At 65.6% G+C, this 18,007-nt stretch carries 16 protein-coding genes and 1 tRNA gene; 3 read left to right on the top strand and 14 right to left on the bottom strand.

From position 1 onward, the window contains the following. Positions 1-116: 116 nt before the first annotated feature. The 7 genes from AC07P1_RS30400 to AC07P1_RS30370 form a co-directional block, all read right to left on the bottom strand. Positions 117-1,325 (bottom strand): aldo/keto reductase, encoded by a 1,209-nt coding sequence (locus AC07P1_RS30400; RefSeq protein ID WP_494699333.1) that lies wholly within the window; start codon positions 1,323-1,325, stop codon positions 117-119. Between the two features lie 13 nt (positions 1,326-1,338). After that, the gene (locus tag AC07P1_RS30395; protein ID WP_494699332.1) at positions 1,339-2,826 is read right to left on the bottom strand and encodes an FAD-dependent monooxygenase; all 1,488 of its coding nucleotides are present in this window, start codon (positions 2,824-2,826) and stop codon (positions 1,339-1,341) included. Between the two features lie 115 nt (positions 2,827-2,941). Continuing rightward, positions 2,942-4,006 (bottom strand): aldo/keto reductase, encoded by a 1,065-nt coding sequence (locus tag AC07P1_RS30390; RefSeq protein ID WP_494699331.1) that lies wholly within the window; start codon positions 4,004-4,006, stop codon positions 2,942-2,944. 62 nt (positions 4,007-4,068) lie between these two features. Continuing rightward, entirely contained in the window at positions 4,069-4,719 is a 651-nt protein-coding gene (locus tag AC07P1_RS30385; RefSeq protein WP_494699330.1) for an HAD family hydrolase, read from the bottom strand. A gap of 13 nt (positions 4,720-4,732) precedes the next feature. Further along, positions 4,733-5,440 (bottom strand): AfsA-related hotdog domain-containing protein, encoded by a 708-nt coding sequence (locus tag AC07P1_RS30380; protein ID WP_494699329.1) that lies wholly within the window; start codon positions 5,438-5,440, stop codon positions 4,733-4,735. 136 nt (positions 5,441-5,576) lie between these two features. After that, positions 5,577-6,770, bottom strand: coding sequence for an MFS transporter (locus AC07P1_RS30375; RefSeq protein ID WP_494699328.1), 1,194 nt, complete (start codon positions 6,768-6,770; stop codon positions 5,577-5,579). A gap of 58 nt (positions 6,771-6,828) precedes the next feature. Further along, entirely contained in the window at positions 6,829-7,827 is a 999-nt protein-coding gene (locus tag AC07P1_RS30370) for an aldo/keto reductase (protein ID WP_494699327.1), read from the bottom strand. 207 nt (positions 7,828-8,034) lie between these two features. Between AC07P1_RS30370 and AC07P1_RS30365 the strand changes: the two genes are divergently transcribed. Continuing rightward, complete coding sequence (locus AC07P1_RS30365; protein ID WP_494699326.1) at positions 8,035-8,979, top strand: LysR family transcriptional regulator; 945 nt, start codon at positions 8,035-8,037, stop codon at positions 8,977-8,979. Positions 8,980-8,995: 16 nt separating this feature from the next. Here AC07P1_RS30365 and ychF read toward each other — a convergent pair whose 3' ends face one another. Beyond that, a complete protein-coding gene (gene ychF, locus AC07P1_RS30360; protein ID WP_463453880.1) occupies positions 8,996-10,087 on the bottom strand; it encodes a redox-regulated ATPase YchF in 1,092 nt (363 codons plus the stop codon). A 277-nt stretch (positions 10,088-10,364) separates the two neighbouring features. On the opposite strand from ychF, the gene AC07P1_RS30355 reads away from it, so the two are divergent. Both AC07P1_RS30355 and AC07P1_RS30350 read left to right on the top strand, forming a co-directional pair. After that, the gene (locus AC07P1_RS30355) at positions 10,365-11,015 is read left to right on the top strand and encodes a glycine zipper 2TM domain-containing protein (protein WP_494699325.1); all 651 of its coding nucleotides are present in this window, start codon (positions 10,365-10,367) and stop codon (positions 11,013-11,015) included. Positions 11,016-11,142: 127 nt separating this feature from the next. Beyond that, positions 11,143-12,972, top strand: coding sequence for a DUF885 domain-containing protein (locus AC07P1_RS30350; protein ID WP_494699324.1), 1,830 nt, complete (start codon positions 11,143-11,145; stop codon positions 12,970-12,972). A 16-nt stretch (positions 12,973-12,988) separates the two neighbouring features. On the opposite strand, the gene AC07P1_RS30345 is transcribed toward AC07P1_RS30350, so the two are convergent. The 6 genes from AC07P1_RS30345 to ispE all read right to left on the bottom strand — a co-directional run bounded on the left by AC07P1_RS30345 (position 12,989) and on the right by ispE (position 18,003). Next, positions 12,989-14,305, bottom strand: a complete 1,317-nt coding sequence (locus tag AC07P1_RS30345) for an amidohydrolase (protein ID WP_494699323.1) — start codon at positions 14,303-14,305, stop codon at positions 12,989-12,991. A gap of 59 nt (positions 14,306-14,364) precedes the next feature. Then, positions 14,365-14,946 carry an aminoacyl-tRNA hydrolase gene (gene pth, locus AC07P1_RS30340; RefSeq protein ID WP_494699322.1) on the bottom strand — a complete coding sequence of 194 codons (582 nt, stop codon included), beginning with the start codon at positions 14,944-14,946 and terminating at the stop codon, positions 14,365-14,367. A 111-nt stretch (positions 14,947-15,057) separates the two neighbouring features. Next, positions 15,058-15,693: a 50S ribosomal protein L25/general stress protein Ctc gene (locus AC07P1_RS30335; RefSeq protein ID WP_494699321.1), complete on the bottom strand. Its 636-nt coding sequence runs from the start codon at positions 15,691-15,693 to the stop codon at positions 15,058-15,060. Positions 15,694-15,869: 176 nt separating this feature from the next. After that, on the bottom strand, positions 15,870-16,820 hold the full coding sequence (locus tag AC07P1_RS30330) for a ribose-phosphate pyrophosphokinase (RefSeq protein ID WP_090326037.1): 951 nt from the start codon (positions 16,818-16,820) through the stop codon (positions 15,870-15,872). A 148-nt stretch (positions 16,821-16,968) separates the two neighbouring features. Beyond that, positions 16,969-17,045: transfer RNA gene (locus AC07P1_RS30325), tRNA-Gln, on the bottom strand. Between the two features lie 79 nt (positions 17,046-17,124). Further along, on the bottom strand, positions 17,125-18,003 hold the full coding sequence (gene ispE, locus AC07P1_RS30320; RefSeq protein WP_494699320.1) for a 4-(cytidine 5'-diphospho)-2-C-methyl-D-erythritol kinase: 879 nt from the start codon (positions 18,001-18,003) through the stop codon (positions 17,125-17,127). Between the last annotated feature and the right edge of the window lie 4 nt (positions 18,004-18,007).

Genomic DNA, 18,007 nt, shown 5'->3' with positions numbered 1-18,007 from the left:
CCCCGGGCGTCTAGGCGAAAAAGAGCCGCGAAATTCGCGGCCTTCTTGTATTAACGGCCCCAGTGTTGCATGCCGGGGCCACTGCGTTTATAGCGCCCTCTTGTTTTGCTTGCAGGTTACAAATCGACTGTCGTCAACTCCGTATCCGAGTACCGCTTGCCATGCGCCACGCCCACCGGGAACAGGCGTTCGATCTCCGCCCGCTCCTCGGCGGACAGCTGCAGCGACGCCGCCGCCAGGTTGTCGGCCAGGTGGTCGGCGCGGCGGGTGCCGGGAATCGGAACCAGATGCGCGCCCTGCCCCAGCAGCCAGGCCAGCGCCAAGGTCGCGCTGCCGCATTCGCGCCGCCGCGCCAGCGCCGCGAAGGCCGCGACGATGGCTTGGTTTTGCCGGAAGTTGTCGGCCTGGAAGCGCGGCAGGTGCTTGCGGAAATCGTCCGCCTCCAGCTTGTCGGCCGGCGCCGCCTGGCCGCCGAGCAATCCACGGCTGAGCGGCGCGTACGGCACGAAGGCGGCGCCGATCTCCGCGCACAGCGGGATCAGCTCGCGCTCGGGCTCGCGGCTGAACAGCGAATACTCGGTCTCCACGGCCGCGATCGGATGGACCGCGTGCGCGCGGCGGATGGTCGACGGCGCCGCCTCCGACAGGCCGATCGCGCGCACCTTGCCCTCCTTGACCAGCTGCGCCATCGCGCCGATCATGTCCTCGACCGGATGGCCGGGATCGATGCGGTGCGCGTAATAAATGTCGATGCAGTCGATGCCGAGGCGGCGCAGCGACGCCTCGCACGCCGCCTTGACATAGGCCGGGCGGTTGTCCACGTGCCAGCCCTGCCGCTCGCGCACGATGCCGAACTTGGTGGCGACGACGGCGCCCGAGCGGCGCCCGCGCAGATACTGCCCGAGCAGGCGTTCGTTGGCGCCGCTGCCGTACATGTCGGCCGTGTCGAGCAGCATCGTGCCGCGCTCGAGCGCGGCGTCGAGCGTGCGCCGCACCGCGCGGGCGTCGGCCTTGCCGTAGAATTCGGACATCCCCATGCAACCCAGGCCGACCGCCGGCACCAGCGGGCCGCCCGCCCCCAGCCGGCGCAACGGCAGCACGCCGTCCACCGCCGACGGCGCGCCGGTCACCAGCGCCAGCGCCGACTCCGGCATCAGGCCTTGCCCCAGCAGTCCCGCCGCGCCCAGGCGCAACAGGCGGCGCCGGCCGGCGTCCTCGACCTCCTTCGCGCCGGGTTCGGCGGCGTGCCCGTCCGCGCGCCCCGTGTCGTGCGCCGTGTCGTGCGCCGTTGCGCGCTGCGTTGCGTGCTTCATTGTTTGGCTCATGCCGGCTCCCTGTTCAGTGGTAAAGATGGTCGAGATAACGTTCAAGTTCGTCGAGGCTGCCGCAGAAGCCGACGTAGCCGTCCGGGCGCACCAGGCAGGCCGCGTGCCGGTCCAGGGTCAACGCCGCGCGCCAGTCGTGGTCGCCGGCCGGCAGGCCGGCCGCCACCACCACGCGCTCGTAGCGCCGCAAGCGTTCGAGCGCGGCGTCGGCCACGTCGTCGTTGCAGAACAGCACATTGCGGCCCAGCTTGGGGATGTCGTAGGTGCTGCGCAGCCCCAGCAGGCCGTCGTCGCGCGCGCGGTACGGCACGTGGCGGCCCACCAGCGACGCGCTTTCGACGTTGTGGTCGGCCAGCAGGCCGGAAAAGTCGTGCGACAGGCGCCGGCGGTAGAAGCCGCGGTTGGCCATGGCCGGCGTGTAGCGCCAGCGCATGTGGTCGCCGCCGCCGCGCCGCAGTATCAGTTCGGTGTTGGCGTCCGTCAGGTCGGCCGCCTTGCCGACCGCGATGTAGCGTTCGCGCCGGTAGCTGTCCAGCAGCGCGGTCTTGGCCGCGCCGTTGAGGTAAAACGCGATCTTCCAGCCGAGGTTGGCGGCGTCCTGGATGCCGGTGTTCATCCCCTGTCCGCCTATCGGGCTGAACAGATGGAAAGCGTCGCCCGCCAGGAACACGCGGCCGACATGGTTGCTGCCGGCCAGGCGGTTAAAGAAGCGCGCGCTCGAGCCCCACACGACCTGGCTGATGCGCAGCGGCCTCGGGTAATACCGGGTCAGGAATTCTTGCAGCTCGGCCTGGTCGGGCGCCGGGCGCCCCGGCGGCAGCGGCCCCGGCTTGCTCACCACCAGCCGGGTCAGGCCGTTCTCCATCGGCAGGAAGATCATGAAACCGTCCTCGTAGACGTGGTAGGAGGTCGCGTCCGACCCGGCGCCGCCGTCGAAGTACACGTCGCCCATGATGAAGTGGACGTCATAGTCGTAGCCCTCGAACGGCATGCCCAGCAGTTGGCGCACGCTGCTCTGGGCGCCGTCGCAGCCGAGCACCATTTCGTAGCGCCGGCGCTCCGCCCGGCCGCCGGCGGCGCGGATGACCACGTCGACCCCGTCGGCGTCCTGCTCGAGCCGGGTCAGTTCGTGGCCGTAGTCGACCTTGCCGTCGGCGCGCTCGAGCGCCAGCCGCAGCAGCGATTCGGTCTCCGGCTGCGGCACGCTGAGGTAGTAGTCGTACAAGCCGCCCAGCTTGCGCTTGTCGATGCGGGCGCAGCGCGCGCCGTTGAAGTAGACCTCGATCTCGTGGATCGGTTTGCCGCGACCGGCGAACTCGCGCTGCAAGCCGAGGCCGTGGAAGGCCTTCAGGCTGGCGGCGCTGACGCTGAGCGCCTTCGAATGGCTGTTGCCACCGGTGTTCTTGTCGATGATATCGGCCGCGATGCCGTACTTGGCCAGCTCGGCGCCGACGAACAGGCCGACCGGCCCGGCCCCCACTATCAATACCCGTGCGTTCATATTCCATCCCCTGTTGGCCGGCGCGCCCCGCGCCGGCCCTTGCCTTGAAAATCGCGCCGCCGTGGCCGGGCGAACCCGGCCGTCGGCGGCCGCCCTGGATCGATCCCGGGCCGGCTTATGGATAGATATCGTGCGGCAGGCGGCGGTCGCCGGCCACATTGCACATATGCCAGTAGGGATACGGTTTCTCGCGCGCGCTCACGCCGTCGAGCAGCCGCAGCTCTTCCGCCGACAATTCCCACTCGACCGCCGCCAGGTTGTCGCCCAGCTGCGCCGGGCGGGTGGCGCCGATCACCAGCGAGGTCACGCCGGGCTTGCGCAGCAGCCAGTTCAAGGCCACCTGCGGCACCGTCACGCCGCGCTCGGCGGCGATGCGGCCCATGGCGTCGATGACGTCGAAGGCTTGCTCGCGGTCGGCCACGGGGGCCGACTCGAACGGCGTGGCGTGCGACAGGCGGCTGCCCGGCTGCAGCGGTTCGCCGCGCTTGTATTTGCCGGTCAGGAAGCCGCCGGCCAGCGGGCTCCAGATCGTCAGGCCGACGTTCTGGTCCACGCACAGCGGCACGATCTCATGCTCGAGCTCGCGCGCGGCCAGGTTGTAATACCCCTGGTAGACGACGAAACGCTCGAGGTTGCGCCGCTCCGACACGCCCAGCGCCTTGGCCAGTTGCCAGGCGGCGAAGTTGGACACGCCCAGATAACGGATTTTGCCGCTGCGCACCAGGTCGTCGAGCACGCGCAGCGTTTCCTCGATCGAGGTGCGCGGATCGAAACCGTGCAGGTGGTAGATGTCGATGTAGTCCGTCTGCAGCCGCGCCAGGCTCTCGTCGACGGCGGCGATCAGGTGGTGGCGGGTCGAGCCGACCTGGTTGGGGTCCTCGCCGGTGCGCCAGCGGCCCTTGGTGCCGATGACGGTCGACTGGCGGCGGCCCTTGAGCGCCGCGCCCAGCAGCTCCTCGCCCTGGCCGTTCTTGTAGACGTCGGCCGTGTCGAAGAAGTTGACGCCGTGGTCGAGCGCCATGTGCACCATATTGGTCGCCTCGGAGCCGCCGACGACGCCGAACTCCGACCAGTTGCGGTCCGGCGCGCCCAGGAACGCGCCCTGCTCGCCGAACGTCATGGCGCCGAAGCACACTTCCGACACCGATAAACCCGTATTGCCCAGATAACGATATTTCATGCCTGTCCTTGATTAAAGTAAAAAGAAAATTCAGATGGCGCCGGGCCCGGCCCGGCGCCGTGTCAGGCGGCGGCCGGCATCACCTCCCAGCGCCGCTCGCGCGCCAGCCGCCGCATGGCCTCCTGCGGATGGACCGCCACGCCACGCCCGACCGCGCCCAGCATGTCGGCGTCCGAGACGTGGTCGCCATAGGCGGTGCAGTTGGCGGCGTCGATCCCGCGCCCGGCGCAGTACGCGCGCACCAGCCGCCCCTTGCCGGCGCCGATGGCCTGCGCCAGCAGGCGCCCCGTGTAGTGGTCGTCGACCACCTCCGGCTCGGAGCACAGGTAGGCGTGCACGCCGAGGCGGTCCATGACGGGATAAATGATGTCGCGCATCGCGCCCGACACCGCCACCACCTCGTCGCCGGCGGCCTGGTGCGCCTTGAGGCGGCGCACCACGTCCATCTGGTAGGGCACGGCCATGGCGTCGAAGAAGGCCTGCGCGTGGCGCCGCACCTCCGACTGGCGGTGCCCGCAGTAGAGCGAGTAGTAATAGCGGTTGATGTCCTCGCGCGACGCCCCCATGGCGACCTGCCTGTCGATGGTGGCCATGATGCGCTGGTAGCTGCCGTGCGTGGGGTCCTCCACCCGCGCCAGGAACACGCGCAGGAAGGAGAACATGCTTTTCATCGCGATCAGCGTTTCGTCCACATCGAAAAAGGCGATGGCCATGACGCCGCCCGCCTCAGGCCGCCAGCGCGGGCAGGTCCGCGTCGGCTTGCCGGTGGACGCCGTCGCAGGCCGAGATGGCCAGCGTCGATTCCTTCTCCTCGATGTACTGGGCCGAGTAGGCGCAGTAACTGCTGCGCACCACGGCCACCGGCACGTCGTTCTGCAGGAAGGAGATCTCGCAGTCGACTTTCAGATAGCGTCCCGGCTTGTGCGATTGCGACAAGGCGCGGAACACGATGGTGACCGGCAACGGGAAGGCGAACTGCTTGAATTCCGTGTTGAGCGAGTTGAGCACGAAATAGCAGCGGCCGGCGTCGGCGCCGTCGAGCAGGTGGTACTCGGAGGTCGAGATCAGCATCTGCCGGCCCGCCTCGGTCAGCACGATGCCCTGGATATGCTGGCCGGTCGCGTGGTCGTTGAGCAGCTCGCCCGAGTCGCAAATCGACAGCTGGGCGTGGTACGTGCCGTCGGGACCGGCCACCGGTTTGGTGATCAGCACGTTCTCGCGCCTGTGCTTGTGCACGCTGCGCTGGTGCAATGGATCGCACTGGTCCAGTATCTGCGGCATGTTTTGCACCCGCACGCCGCGCTTGCGGCGGCGCTCCATCAGGTTGACCAGGCCGACAAAGCGGTCATGCTCGACACCCTGTCCGATGACGATGGCCTCCCGGCCCGGCGCGGTACCCTGCCAGATTTCCCGCTCCAGCTCACTGACGGTCAAGACATGCTTCTTATCACTCGCGAACTTCTTGAAGTGATCCCCAACGACAACGACGTAAGTCATACATTCCCCTTTCATGGACAACAACAAAAAAAAGATCCCCGTAATTTCTAGTTATTGGCCGCCTATTGGCCGCTTATCGGCCGATACCGCGGGCCGCCACCGCGTTGACCCGGCCGTAGCGCATGGCGACCACCAGGCCGGCCAAGGTGATGGCCGCGCCCACCGCCGGCACCAGCGCCAGTCCCAGGCCCGAGGCGATCACCACCCCGCCGGCCCAGGCGCCGCCGGCATTGCCCAGGTTGAAGGCGGCGATGTTGCACGCCGCCGCCAGGGTCGGCGCGCCGGCGCCCCGTTCGAGCACCTGGGTTTGCAACGGCGAGATGGTGGCGAACATCGCCGCGCCGAACAGGAAGACCAGTACCGCCACCGCGTACGGATTGCGCGCCGCGGGCACCAGCAACAGCAGCACCGTGGCCAGCGCGCCCAGGGTCAGGCGCAGCGCCAGCGCCGTGTCGCGGTCGGCCAGCCTGCCGCCGATCGGATTGCCCACCACCATGCCCAGCCCGAACAGCACCAGCATCGGCGAGACATACTGCTCCGGCAGGCCCGTCACCTGGGTCAGGAACGGCGCGATGTAGGTGAAGGCGGCGAACGTGCCGCCGAAGCCGAGCACGGTCACGGCGAAGGCTTGCAACATCTCGGGCTGGCGCAGCACGCGCAGCTCGGCCCGCAGGTTGGGGGCGGTGGCGGCGCGCGCCAGTTTCGGCACGAACACGGCCGTCGCCAGGGTGGCCAGCAGGCCGACGATGGTCACCGCGCAGAAGCTGGCGCGCCAGCCGTAGGTTTGCCCGATCAGGGTTCCCAGCGGCACGCCGATGACGTTGGCCAGGGTCGCGCCCAGGAACATGGTCGACAGCGCGCTCGATTTCCTGCCCGGCGGCGCCAGGTCGGCCGCCACCACCGAACCGATGCCGAAGTACGAGGCGTGGGCGAACGAGGTCAACAGCCTGGCCAGCAGGATTTGCCAGAACGAGTCGGACAGCGCGCAGGCGGCGTTGCCCAGGGTGAACAGGGCCATCAGGCCGATCAGCGCCGGCCGCCGCGGCAGCCGGCCGAGGAAGGGCGTGAGCAGGGGCGCGCCCAGCACCACCCCCAGCGCGTAGACGGTGATGATGTAGCCGGCGCCGCTGATGGTGGTGTTGAAGTCGCGCGCCATTTCCATCAGCAGGCCCATGACGATGAATTCCGTCGTGCCGATTCCGAAGGCGCCGACGGCGAGCGCGTAGATGGAGACCGGCATCTTTTGATTCAGATTGCTTGCAGACACATTGATTCCTTGGTGGGTCGGCGACCGCGCGGCGGCCGCCGGAGGGGTGGGTGCGGGCTCAGCGTTCGAGCAGGTCGAGGTCGCCCTGGGCGTAGCGGGCGCCCTGCACGCTGTTGGCGCTGAAGATGGCCTCGATGGCGGCCAGTTCCGCCGTATCGAGCGCCACGTCGGCGGCGGCCGCGTTCTCCTCGAGGTGGGGGATGCGGCGGGCGCCGGGGATCGGCACGATTTGCTCGTCCTGGGCCAGCAGCCAGGCCAGCGCCAGCTGCGCCACGGTCGCGCCACGGCCGGCGGCCAGTTGCGACAGCTGGCCGATCAGCGCCAGGTTGCTGCGCAGGGCGGCGTCCTGGAAGCGCGGCAGGGTGCGGCGGAAGTCGTCTTGCGCCAGGGCGTCGGTCGAGGTCAGGGCGCCGGTCAGGAAACCCCGGCCCAGCGGGCTGTACGGCACGAAGCCGATGCCCAGCTCGCGGCATGCGGGCAGCACGTGGCGCTCGGGGTCGCGGCTCCACAGCGAGTATTCGCTTTGCACGGCGGCGATCGGATGGACCGCGTGCGCCCGCCGCACCGTCTCGGCCGACACTTCGGACAGGCCCAGGTGGCGCACCTTGCCTTCCTTCACCAGGTCGGCCATCGCGCCGACCACCTCCTCGACCGGCACGGACGGATCGGGCCGGTGCTGGTAGAGCAGGTCGATGGTCTCGACGCCGAGCCGGCGCAGCGAGCCCGTGACCGCCTCGCGGACGTGTTCGGGCCGGCTGTCGACGCCGGCCATGCGCTCCATGCCCTGGCCGTGCGGCAGGATGCGGAAGCCGAACTTGGTGGCGATTTGCACCTTGTTGCGCACGCCGCGCAGCGCCTTGCCGACCAGCTCCTCGTTGACGTAGGGGCCGTAGACCTCGGCCGTGTCGAAGAAGGTGACGCCGAGGTCGACGGCGCGTTCGATGGTGCGGGCCGAGACGTCGTCGTCGCCGCCGCCGTAGGCGAAACTCATGCCCATGCAACCCAAACCGATGGCCGAGACCTGCAAGCCGCCATTGCCTAATTTCCGCTGTTTCATCATTTCCCTCCGTCTTCGAATAATGGAAATGATGATATATTTGCTTTATAATCAACACAATCAGCGGTAAACCACTTGTACCACTGAAAATATTTCATTAATGAATACAGCTTGTTTGATGCGGATCAACAGCATCCCGCGACAAGCTGTTTCGCGGGGTGTGACCTCCACGGTATGGCCGCCGTCCTTATTATTCGGAATCCACCTATGCGGCATGACCTCAACGACCTCGAAGTATTCATCGCCGTGGCACGCCACCGCAGCTTCCGCAAGGCGGCCGAGGAAAGAAACGTCACCGCCTCGTCGCTGAGCCACACCATGCGGGCGCTGGAGGCGCGGCTGGGCATACGCCTGCTCAACCGCACCACCCGCAGCGTCGAGCCGACCGAGGCCGGCAAGCATTTGTACGCGCGCGTGAGCCGCGTGATCCAGGATCTGGAACAGGCGCTCGACGAGATCAACGGTTTCCGCGACACGATCCAGGGCACGCTGCGACTCAACGTGCCGCGCCCGGCGGCGCGCCTGCTGCTCGCGCCCATGCTCAGCGGCTTTCTGAAGGTCCACCCCAACGTCACGATCGAGGTCATCACCGACGACCAGCTGGTCGACATCGTCGCCCAGGGCTACGACGCCGGCGTGCGCTTCGGCGAGAGCCTGGCGCTGGACATGGTCGCCGTCCCCATCGGCGCGGCGCTGCGCTTCGCCGTGGTGGCCTCGCCCGAATGCCTGGCCGTGCACGGACGCCCCGACGGGCCGCTCGACCTGCGCGCCTTGCCGTGCATCGGGCGCCGCTTTCCCAGCGGCGTGATCTATTCATGGGAGTTCGAGCGCGACGGCAAGAGCGTGGCCGTCAGCGTCGACGGTCCGCTGGTGCTCGACGACGACGAGATGATGGTCGACGCCGCCCGCGACGGCGTCGGCATCGCCTTCGTGCACGAGTACTACGCGCGCGAGCACATCCGCCGGGGCAAACTGGTGCGCCTGCTCGACGAATGGTGCCCGGCCATGCCGGGGTTCTACCTGTACTACCCCAGCCGCAAGCATATGTCGGCGGCGTTGCGCAGCTTTGTCGACTGGTGCATCAAGTACCGGCAGGACGAGGAGGCGGCCGACGCGGATGTGAAAAAGCCCCGTCTGGACGGGGCTTCTTGAAGGGTGAAACGGACGCTTAGACGTTGAACAGGAAGTTCAGCACGTCGCCATCCTTGACCACGTATTCCTTGCCCTCGGCGCGCATCTTGCCCGCCTCCTTGGCGCCGCCCTCGCCCTTGTACTGGATGTAGTCGTCGTAGGCGATGGTCTGTGCGCGGATGAAGCCGCGTTCGAAGTCGGTGTGGATGACGCCGGCCGCCTGCGGCGCGGTGTCGCCGATGTGGATGGTCCAGGCGCGCACTTCCTTGACGCCGGCGGTGAAGTAGGTCTGCAGGCCCAGCAGGTTGTAGGCGGCGCGGATCAGGCGGTCCAGGCCAGGCTCTTCCATGCCCATGTCGTTCAGGAACTCGGTCTTGTCGGCGTCTTCCAGATCGGCGATCTCGGCTTCGATCGAGGCGCAGATCGCGACGATCGGCGCGTTCTGGGTGGCGGCGTAGGCGGTCAGCTGGTCGAGCAGCGGATTGTTCTTGAAGCCGGTGTCGGAGACGTTGGCGACGTACATGGCCGGCTTGGCGGTGATCAGGCACAGCGGCTTGATCAGGGCCATCTCGTCGGCGTCCAGGCCCATGGCGCGCACCGGCTTGGCTTCGTTCAGGTGCGGCACGATGCGCTCCATGATGGCCAGCAGCTTGGCCGCGTCCTTGTCGCCGGAACGGGCTTTCTTGTTTTCGCGGTGGATGGCTTTTTCCACGGTGCCCAGGTCGGCCAGCGCCAGCTCGGTCTGGATCACTTCGATGTCGTCCAGCGGGCTGACCTTGCCGGACACGTGGATCACGTTGTCGTCCTCGAAGCAGCGCACGACGTTGACGATGGCGTCCGTTTCGCGGATGTGCGACAGGAACTGGTTGCCCAGGCCCTCGCCCTGCGACGCGCCGGCCACCAGGCCGGCGATGTCGACGAATTCGACGATGGCGTTGACCATGCGTTCCGGCTTGACGATGGCGGCCAGCGCGGCCATGCGCGGGTCCGGCACCTCGACCACGCCGACGTTGGGCTCGATGGTGCAGAACGGGTAGTTTTCAGCCGGGATGCCGGCCTTGGTCAGGGCGTTGAAGAGGGTGGACTTGCCGACGTTGGGCAGGCCGACGATGCCGCATTGGAGACTCATGGAAAACCTTTTAATAATCAAATGTTGCCGGCGAGCGGCTGGTGAAAAACGGCCGACGCGGGCGTTTTCTGAATATTCCTGCTATTTAAAGCGTTCAAGGATCAATTGTACCTCCCCCGCCCCCAGTCATCAAAAAAACAGGCCCAAAGCCGGCCGCGTCATGCATTCCGGGAACAATTGCTTACATTTGATACGAAATCTGCGTCAGTCGGATTTCCGGCCAGCGCGTTAGTTGCTTGTAGTCAAACAAGCCACTCAACACATAAAAGGTAGAAAAATGAACAACACATCCAATTCCAAGCTGCATCCGATGATCATGGCCGCCGCCGCCGCCGTTGTGCTGGTCAGTGGCGTCGGCGTCGCCGCCATCATGGGCTGGCTGCCTTCCTCCAATTCCCAGAACCAGGACCCGGCGCTGGCGCCCAACGGCCAGCCGCTGGTCGAGCAAACCGCGCCGGCCGCGCCCGGCCGCGACCAGGTGCGCGAACCGGTGCGTGAGCAAGTCCGCGAGCCGGTGCGCGAGCCCGTCCGCGAAGTGGTGCGCGACAAGCCTCCTGTCGTCAAGCACACCCCGGTCAAGAACGCGCCGGCGGTCTGCAACAATTGTGGCGTGATCGAAGCCGTCAACGAAATCGAAACCCGCGCCGAAGGCAGTGGCGTGGGCGCGGTCGGCGGCGCGCTGGTCGGCGGCCTGCTGGGCAACCAGGTCGGCGGCGGCAACGGCCGCAAGCTGGCCACCGTGGCCGGCGCCATCGGCGGCGCGGTCGCCGGCAACCAGATCGAGGGCAAGGTCAAGGCCAGCAAGAGCTACGACATCGTGGTCCGCATGAACGACGGTTCGGTGCGCAAGTTCCACCAGACCGAGCAGCCATCGTGGCACCAGGGCGACGATGTGCGCGTGGTCGACGGCGGCCTGCGTTCGAACTAAGGTTCCGGCCGGGCGGGCAATTTCCGGGGCGATTGTTTAGTGCTAGACTTCCTGGCGAACAATTGCCCAACACGCCGTCAAGATAAGCCGCCCGATGGGCGGCTTATCTGCTTACCAGGAAATGTCCATGCCCCACACTCGCTGCCGCGCCTCGCTGCGGACCTCGATACTGACCGCCACCCTTCTTTTCGCCGGCGCCGGCATGTTGCCTGCCCAGGCCGCGCAGACCTCCGCCGCCCAGGCCAGCCAGGCGCAGAAACAACTGGCGAAACTGGCCGCCGCCTTCCACACGGCGCGCTGCAAATTCGATCCCCTGCTGTTCGCCACCGCCAACGGCGACAGCCGCTACAACGATCAGATCGGCCTGGCCATCTCCCCCGCCGTGCGCGCCGCCCAGTTCACGCAGTACCGCCAGATGCAAAAGCAGTTGATGGCGGTGCGGCGCGACCAGCTCGGCGAGCCGGACCAGCTGACCTACGATCTGCTGTCCTACGAACTTAATAACGCCATGCAGCTGGAATCCTTCCCGGAACATCTGCTGCCGCTCAACCAGTTCGACAACGTCCCCAGCACCTTGGCCAATTACGCCGACGGCACCGGCTCGCAGCCGCTGGGCACGGTCGCCCAGTATCAAGCCTACCTGGGCCGCCTGAAGCAGTTGCCGGCGTGGATAGACCAGGCCATCGCCAACATGAAACAAGGCATCCGCGCCGGCATCGTGCAGCCGAAGGCGATCACGGTGGCGATGCTGCCGCAGTTCCAGAACCTGCGCGCGGCCACGCCGGAGACCAGCGTCTACTATTCGCCCATCACGCGCCTGCCGGCGCAGTTTTCCGCCGCCGACAAGCAGCGGCTAACGGCAGCCTACCTGAATACGGTCGATACCAAGATCGCCCCGGCGCTGACCCGCCTGGTGGATTTCCTGCAAAACGAATACCTGCCGGCCAGCCGCGCCAGCACCGGCTGGAGCGCGCTGCCGAACGGCGCCGCCTGGTACGCGGCCCGCATCAAGGACAGCACCAACCTGCCGTTGACGCCGGACGCGGTGCACGCGCTGGGCCTGAAGGAAGTGGCGCGCATCCAGCAGCAGTTGACGGCGCTGGGGCCGAAGCTGGGCTATGACGGCCCGGAAAAGCAGTTGCCGCAATGGATGGCGGGGCAGCAGAAGTTCAAGATCTTTACCACCGACGAGCAGGTGCTGGACGCCTACCGCGCACTCTACGCGACGGTGCAGGCCGAGCTGCCGGCCTACTTCAGCCTGATCCCGAAGGGGAAGATGGAATTGCATCTGGAACCGGAGCTGACGCGCGCGACCGCCTCCGACCACTACACGCCGCCGGCGGCGGACGGCTCGCATCCAGGCGTGTTCTGGCCGGTGGTCAATGATGCCAAGCAGTACAGCCGGGTCGACATGGTCAGCCTGTTCCTGCACGAGGGCGTGCCGGGCCACCACCTGCACGGCGCGCTGTTGAAAGAGCTGGATCTGCCGGACTTCCGCAAGTTCAGCACCGAGAATCCCAACAGCGCGGCCTATACCGAAGGCTGGGCCTTGTATTCGGAAACGCTGGGCCGCGAGCTGGGCCTGTATGACGATCCGGTCGCCTACTACGGCCACCTGAACGCGGAGATGCTGCGCGCGGCGCGCCTGGTGGTCGACACCGGCATGCACGCCAAGGGCTGGAGCCGCGAGCAGGCGATCACCTATCTGGCCGACACGCTGGGCTGGAGCGAGGCGCGCGCCAAGAACCAGATCGAGCGTTACATGGTGTGGCCGGCCCAGGCGCTGAGCTACAAGATCGGCTCGCTGAAAATACTGGAATTGCGCGCGCGGGCGCAGGCGGCGCTGGGCGACAAGTTCAGCTACCAGAAATTCCACCAGGTGGTGATCGGCGACGGCACATTGCCGTTGCCGATCCTGGAGGCCCGCGTGGACAAATGGATCGCCGCCAGCAAATAAACAGGCGGCCCCTGATTTATTTGGACATCACGTTCAGCACCGCCAGGGTCATCGCCTGGGCCGCCGTCTTGATCGACGGCTCCGGCACCGGCGCGTAGTACGGCGAGTGGTTGAAGGCGATCGGCTTGCCGCCCGGCTTGTCCGCCTCGGCCACCGCCTTGGGATCGTAGACGCCGGTGAAGAAGAACATCGACGGGATGCCCTCGTTGGCGTAGACCGAGAAGTCCTCGCTGGCCGTCATGGCCGGCATGCGCGAGACGTTTGCATCGCCGAAGGCTTGCTTGAGCACGCCCTCGGTGCGCGTGACCAGCGCGTCGTTGTTGACGATGGCCGCGCCGCCGGTGATCAGCTCGACGTCCGGCGCTGGCGCGTCGGCCATCGCGGCCGACGCGTTGGCGACGCGGCGCACGCCGGCCAGGATCTTGGCGCGCACCGCCGGGTTGTAGGTGCGGATGGTGCCGCGCACCTTGACCGAGTCCGGGATGATGTTGCCGACGCTGCCGCCGTTGATCGCGCCTATCGTCACCACGCCGAATTCCTTTGGATCCTTTTCGCGGCTGATGACCGTCTGCACGTCGACCACGAAGCGGGCGGCGATGGTGATCGGGTCGAGCGCCTTGTCCGGCGCCGAGCCGTGGCCGCCGCGCCCCTTGAAGGTGATTTCGATCGCGTCCGAGTTCGACGACACCGGGCCGCTGTTGTAGCCAATGGTGCCGTGGGCCAGCGGCCACGAGTGCAACGCGAAGGCGTAGTCCGGTTTCGGGAAGCGCTTGAACAGGCCGTCGTCGAGCATGGCCTTGGCGCCGGCGACGATCTCCTCGGCCGGCTGGCCGATGAACATCAGCGTGCCCTTCCATTGCGATTTCATCGCCACCAGGGTGCGCGCGGCGCCCAGCCAGGCCGTCATGTGGACGTCGTGGCCGCAGCTGTGGGCGACCATCGTGTCCTTGCCGTCGAGCGTCGCGTGGGCCTTGCTGGCGTAGGCGAAGCCGGATTTTTCCTCCATCGGCAGGCCGTCCATCTCGGTGCGCACCAGCACCGTCGGGCCGGCCCCGTTCTTGTAGAGGGCGACGATGCCTGTCTTGCCGACCTTCTCGGTGACATCGAAGCCGATGGCGCGCATCTCGGCGGCCAGCTTGGCGGCCGTGCGCACTTCCTGGAAGGCCACTTCCGGATGCGCGTGCAAGTCCTTGTAGATGACGTCGAGCTTGGGATACATGCCGTCGATCTGCCTGGCGACGGCGCCGCTGTCCGGGCCTTGTGCCTGGGCCTGCGTTTGAACAACGGCCAACAATAAAGATGTTACGAGTGCGGCGATCGGCAAGCGCTTCATTGATGGTGTCCTTAGTCTGAGGGAAATAGTTCCCTCAGCATACCATCGACGCGCCGGCTTTAGACTGTATGCAGTTTCATCGTCGCCGCCTCGAATTTGCCGTCGACGATCAGCGGCATGACCTGCAGCGATTTTTCGATGGCCTGCTCGATCAGGTCCTGGTCCTCGCGGCGCGGCCGGTGCAGCACGAAGTCGGCCACCTGCTGTTGCAGGCTGAGCGTGCGCGGATGGCCGATACCCAAGCGCAGCCGCCAGTAATCCTGCGTGCCGAGCGCGGCGGTGATGTCCTTGAGGCCGTTGTGGCCGCCCGACGAGCCGCCCTTCTTCAGGCGCGCGATGCCGGGCATCAGATCGAGCTCGTCGTGCACCACCAGCACTTCGTCCGGGTTGATCTTGAAAAAGCGGCACAGGCCGCCAACCGATTGCCCGGAGCGGTTCATATACGTCTGCGGTTCCAGCAGCCACACCTCCTGTCCGGCGATCTGGCTCTTGGCGGCCAGCGCGTTGTACTTGGTCTCGCGCTGCAGGCGCGCGCCGACGTCGTTGGCAAGGTTGTCGACCAGCCAGAAGCCGGCGTTGTGGCGGGTTTGTTCGTATTCGGCGCCGGGATTGCCGAGGCCGACGATGAGACGTATGGGCATGGGATGCTCAATCAAGGAAAACGATATTATCGGTCAAACGAAAAAAAACCCCCGACGGCCTGGGGCTAGCGGGGGTCCTTCATTGCCGCCGCATCGCTGCGGCGTTCAATATTACTTCTTGGCTTTAGCGGCTGGCTTGGCATCGGCTGCTGGAGCGGCTTCAGCGGCGTCGGCTTCGGCCGACACGTGACCTGGCGGCACCGAAGCGGTGGCGATGGTCAGGTTGGTGCCGGCGGCAACAGCGGTAACACCTGCTGGCAGCGTCAGTTCGTCGATGTGCAGCGAGCTGCCGACGTCGATGTTGGTCAGGTCGACGGTGATGAACTCTGGCAGGTCTTTCGGCAGGCACGACACTTCGATTTCGTTGGCGACGTGGCTGATGGTCGCGCCGTGCAGTTTGACCGCTGGCGAGATTTCGGCGTTGGCGAAGTGCAGGGCAACTTTCATGTGCACTTTTTTCGATGCGTCGACGCGCTGGAAGTCAGCGTGCAGAACCAGTTGCTTGAACGCGTGGACTTGGAAGTCGCGCAGCAGCACTTGCTGGGTCTTGCCGTCGATTTCCAGATCCAGGATCGACGAGTGGAAGGCTTCTTTTTTCAGCGCGTGGTACAGCGCGTTGTGGTCCAGCGAGATGGTCACTGGCGCTTCAGTACCGCCGTAGATGATGCCTGGGGTTTGGCCCGAATTGCGCAGGCGGCGGCTCGCTCCGGAACCTTGCAATTCGCGTTTGAATGCAACAACTTTCATGTGTAACTCCAAAAATAACAAGGCTCGCGCCTCGTGTTATGAAGCCCCCGCGACCAGGGTGCTTCGAAAATGAGCTGACTACGCTCATGAAACCGGGAAGTACAACGGCGCGCGGGGCATATTTGCCACGCGCGCCGCTAAAAAACAGTAGCGTCGTTTATCGCTTAGTTTATCGATTAATCGATAAACAGGGAGATCACGGAATCGCCCTTAATGATGCGTTTGAACGTCTCGGCCAGCAGCGGCGCGCAGGTCAACTGGCGGATCTTGCCGCAGGCACGGGCCGCGTCGGACAGCGGAATCGTGTCGGTCACGACCAGCTCGTCCAGCGACGAGTTGGCGATGCGCTCGATCGCAGGACCCGACAGGACCGCGTGGGTGCAATACGCGACCACCTTGGTGGCGCCGCGCTCCTTCAGCACTTCCGCCGCCTTGACCAGCGTACCGGCGGTATCGACCATGTCATCCATGATGACGCAGTTGCGGCCTTCGACTTCACCGATGATGTTCATCACTTCGGAAACGTTGGCTTTCGGACGGCGCTTGTCGATGATGGCCAGGTCGCAGCCCAGGCGTTTGGCCAGGGCGCGCGCACGTACCACACCGCCGACGTCCGGCGACACCACCAGCAGGTCCTGGTAGTTCTTCTTCTGCAGATCGCTCAGCAGAATTGGCGAAGCATAAATATTATCGACCGGGATATCGAAGAAGCCCTGGATCTGGTCCGCGTGCAGGTCCATGATCAGGACGCGCTCGACGCCGGCGCTTTCCAGCATATTGGCCACGACTTTGGCCGAGATCGCGACGCGCGCCGAACGCGGGCGGCGGTCTTGACGGGCGTAACCGAAATAAGGGATGGCGGCGGTGATGCGGCCTGCCGATGCGCGTTTCAACGCGTCGACCATCAGGATCAACTCCATCAGGCTGTCGTTGGTTGGTGCGCAAGTCGATTGCAGAACGAAAACGTCTTTACCGCGAACGTTCTCGTTAATCTCGACCATCACTTCGCCGTCCGAGAATTTCGAAACGTTTGCCTTGCCGAGTGGAATGCCGAGATTTTTTGCGACTCCTTCTGCCAACGCAGGATTAGCGTTGCCGGTAAAAACCATCAGGTTTTCGTAAGCCATGGGAGTCCCAGAGATAGTCGATGAAATTTTTGATGTCGCCAGCGGAAGCCGCGTGGCGCTGTACTCAGAATGATCCGCGCTGGGCGCGGACATTGATGCTTGCCTTGGCCGGAGACTAACGCCTCGACGGTGACACAAGGAAAACGAATGGCAGGGGAACAAGGATTCGAACCTTGGTATGCTGGAATCAAAATCCAGTGCCTTAACCAGCTTGGCGATTCCCCTACGCAACTGACTGCTTGTCGCTACAACGGCGAGTATTTTATCGCCAATTTCACGCCAAGCCAAATCTTTTTTTACCCGTCTACAACATTTTAGTGAGTGGATGCCGTGTCAGCGCCTCGGCTTTCCATGCTTTCCACTTGGCGGGCACTTGTTGAAGTACCGCGTCGGCGTCAGCCTGGGTTGCCACTGCACAAAATACACAAGCACCGGAACCAGTCATCCTGGCATCACCGTAAGCGCTAAGCCATTCTATCGCCTCTGCCACCGGCGGGAACAAACTCGTTGCCACTTGCTGTAAATCGTTCCTTCCGTACCCCTTCAAATCAGTTTGATTTTCGTGGCAGCTGGAAAAGTCCGTTATTATGACGGGCGGTGTGCTCCTTGTCAAACGTTCCGAGCAAAAAATTGCCGCAGTCGGCACCGCCACCCCGGGTTCGATGACGACATACCAACAATCGGGCGCTTTCACCGGTTGCAGCGCCTCGCCCACGCCCTCGGCGAACGCGGTTTCGCCGAAGATGAAGAACGGGATGTCCGCGCCCAGCGGCAGGCCCAGCGCCATCAACTCCTCATTCGTTAGACCGGCGCGCCACAAATGGTTCAATACCATCAAGGTGGTGGCCGCGTCCGACGAACCGCCGCCCAGGCCGCCGCCCATCGGCAGGATCTTGTCGATGGCGATGTCGACGCCGCGCGGCAAAGCGCCGGTGCGGCGCAGCACCTCGGCCTGCAACAGCCTGGCGGCGCGGATGATCAGGTCGCCCTCCTCCGGCACCCCTTCGATCGCCGTCACGCGGCGCAGCGCGTCGTCGTCGCGCAAGGTGAAATGCAAGGTGTCGCCGTGATCGACCAGCTGGAACACGGTTTGCAGCAGGTGGTAGCCGTCGGCGCGGCGGCCGTTGACGTGCAGGAAAAGGTTCAGTTTGGCCGGGGCCGGACAATTCTTCAGACTGGTCATCGGG

This window comes from Duganella sp. GW821-FHT07F09, assembly GCF_059418705.1.
The sequence above is the reverse complement of the archived record's forward strand: the minus strand, read 5'-3'. Positions and strand labels throughout refer to the sequence as shown.

Bases quoted from the DNA above. Each gene is read 5' to 3' on its own strand.
- AC07P1_RS30400 (WP_494699333.1), bottom strand. From the start codon at position 1,325: ATGAGCCAAACAATGAAGCACGCAACGCAGCGCGCAACGGCGCACGAC.
- AC07P1_RS30395 (WP_494699332.1), bottom strand. From the start codon at position 2,826: ATGAACGCACGGGTATTGATAGTGGGGGCCGGGCCGGTCGGCCTGTTC.
- AC07P1_RS30390 (WP_494699331.1), bottom strand. From the start codon at position 4,006: ATGAAATATCGTTATCTGGGCAATACGGGTTTATCGGTGTCGGAAGTG.
- AC07P1_RS30385 (WP_494699330.1), bottom strand. From the start codon at position 4,719: ATGGCCATCGCCTTTTTCGATGTGGACGAAACGCTGATCGCGATGAAA.
- AC07P1_RS30370 (WP_494699327.1), bottom strand. From the start codon at position 7,827: ATGAAACAGCGGAAATTAGGCAATGGCGGCTTGCAGGTCTCGGCCATC.
- AC07P1_RS30365 (WP_494699326.1), top strand. From the start codon at position 8,035: ATGCGGCATGACCTCAACGACCTCGAAGTATTCATCGCCGTGGCACGC.
- ychF (WP_463453880.1), bottom strand. From the start codon at position 10,087: ATGAGTCTCCAATGCGGCATCGTCGGCCTGCCCAACGTCGGCAAGTCC.
- AC07P1_RS30355 (WP_494699325.1), top strand. From the start codon at position 10,365: ATGAACAACACATCCAATTCCAAGCTGCATCCGATGATCATGGCCGCC.
- AC07P1_RS30350 (WP_494699324.1), top strand. From the start codon at position 11,143: ATGCCCCACACTCGCTGCCGCGCCTCGCTGCGGACCTCGATACTGACC.
- AC07P1_RS30345 (WP_494699323.1), bottom strand. From the start codon at position 14,305: ATGAAGCGCTTGCCGATCGCCGCACTCGTAACATCTTTATTGTTGGCC.
- pth (WP_494699322.1), bottom strand. From the start codon at position 14,946: ATGCCCATACGTCTCATCGTCGGCCTCGGCAATCCCGGCGCCGAATAC.
- AC07P1_RS30335 (WP_494699321.1), bottom strand. From the start codon at position 15,693: ATGAAAGTTGTTGCATTCAAACGCGAATTGCAAGGTTCCGGAGCGAGC.
- AC07P1_RS30330 (WP_090326037.1), bottom strand. From the start codon at position 16,820: ATGGCTTACGAAAACCTGATGGTTTTTACCGGCAACGCTAATCCTGCG.
- ispE (WP_494699320.1), bottom strand. From the start codon at position 18,003: ATGACCAGTCTGAAGAATTGTCCGGCCCCGGCCAAACTGAACCTTTTC.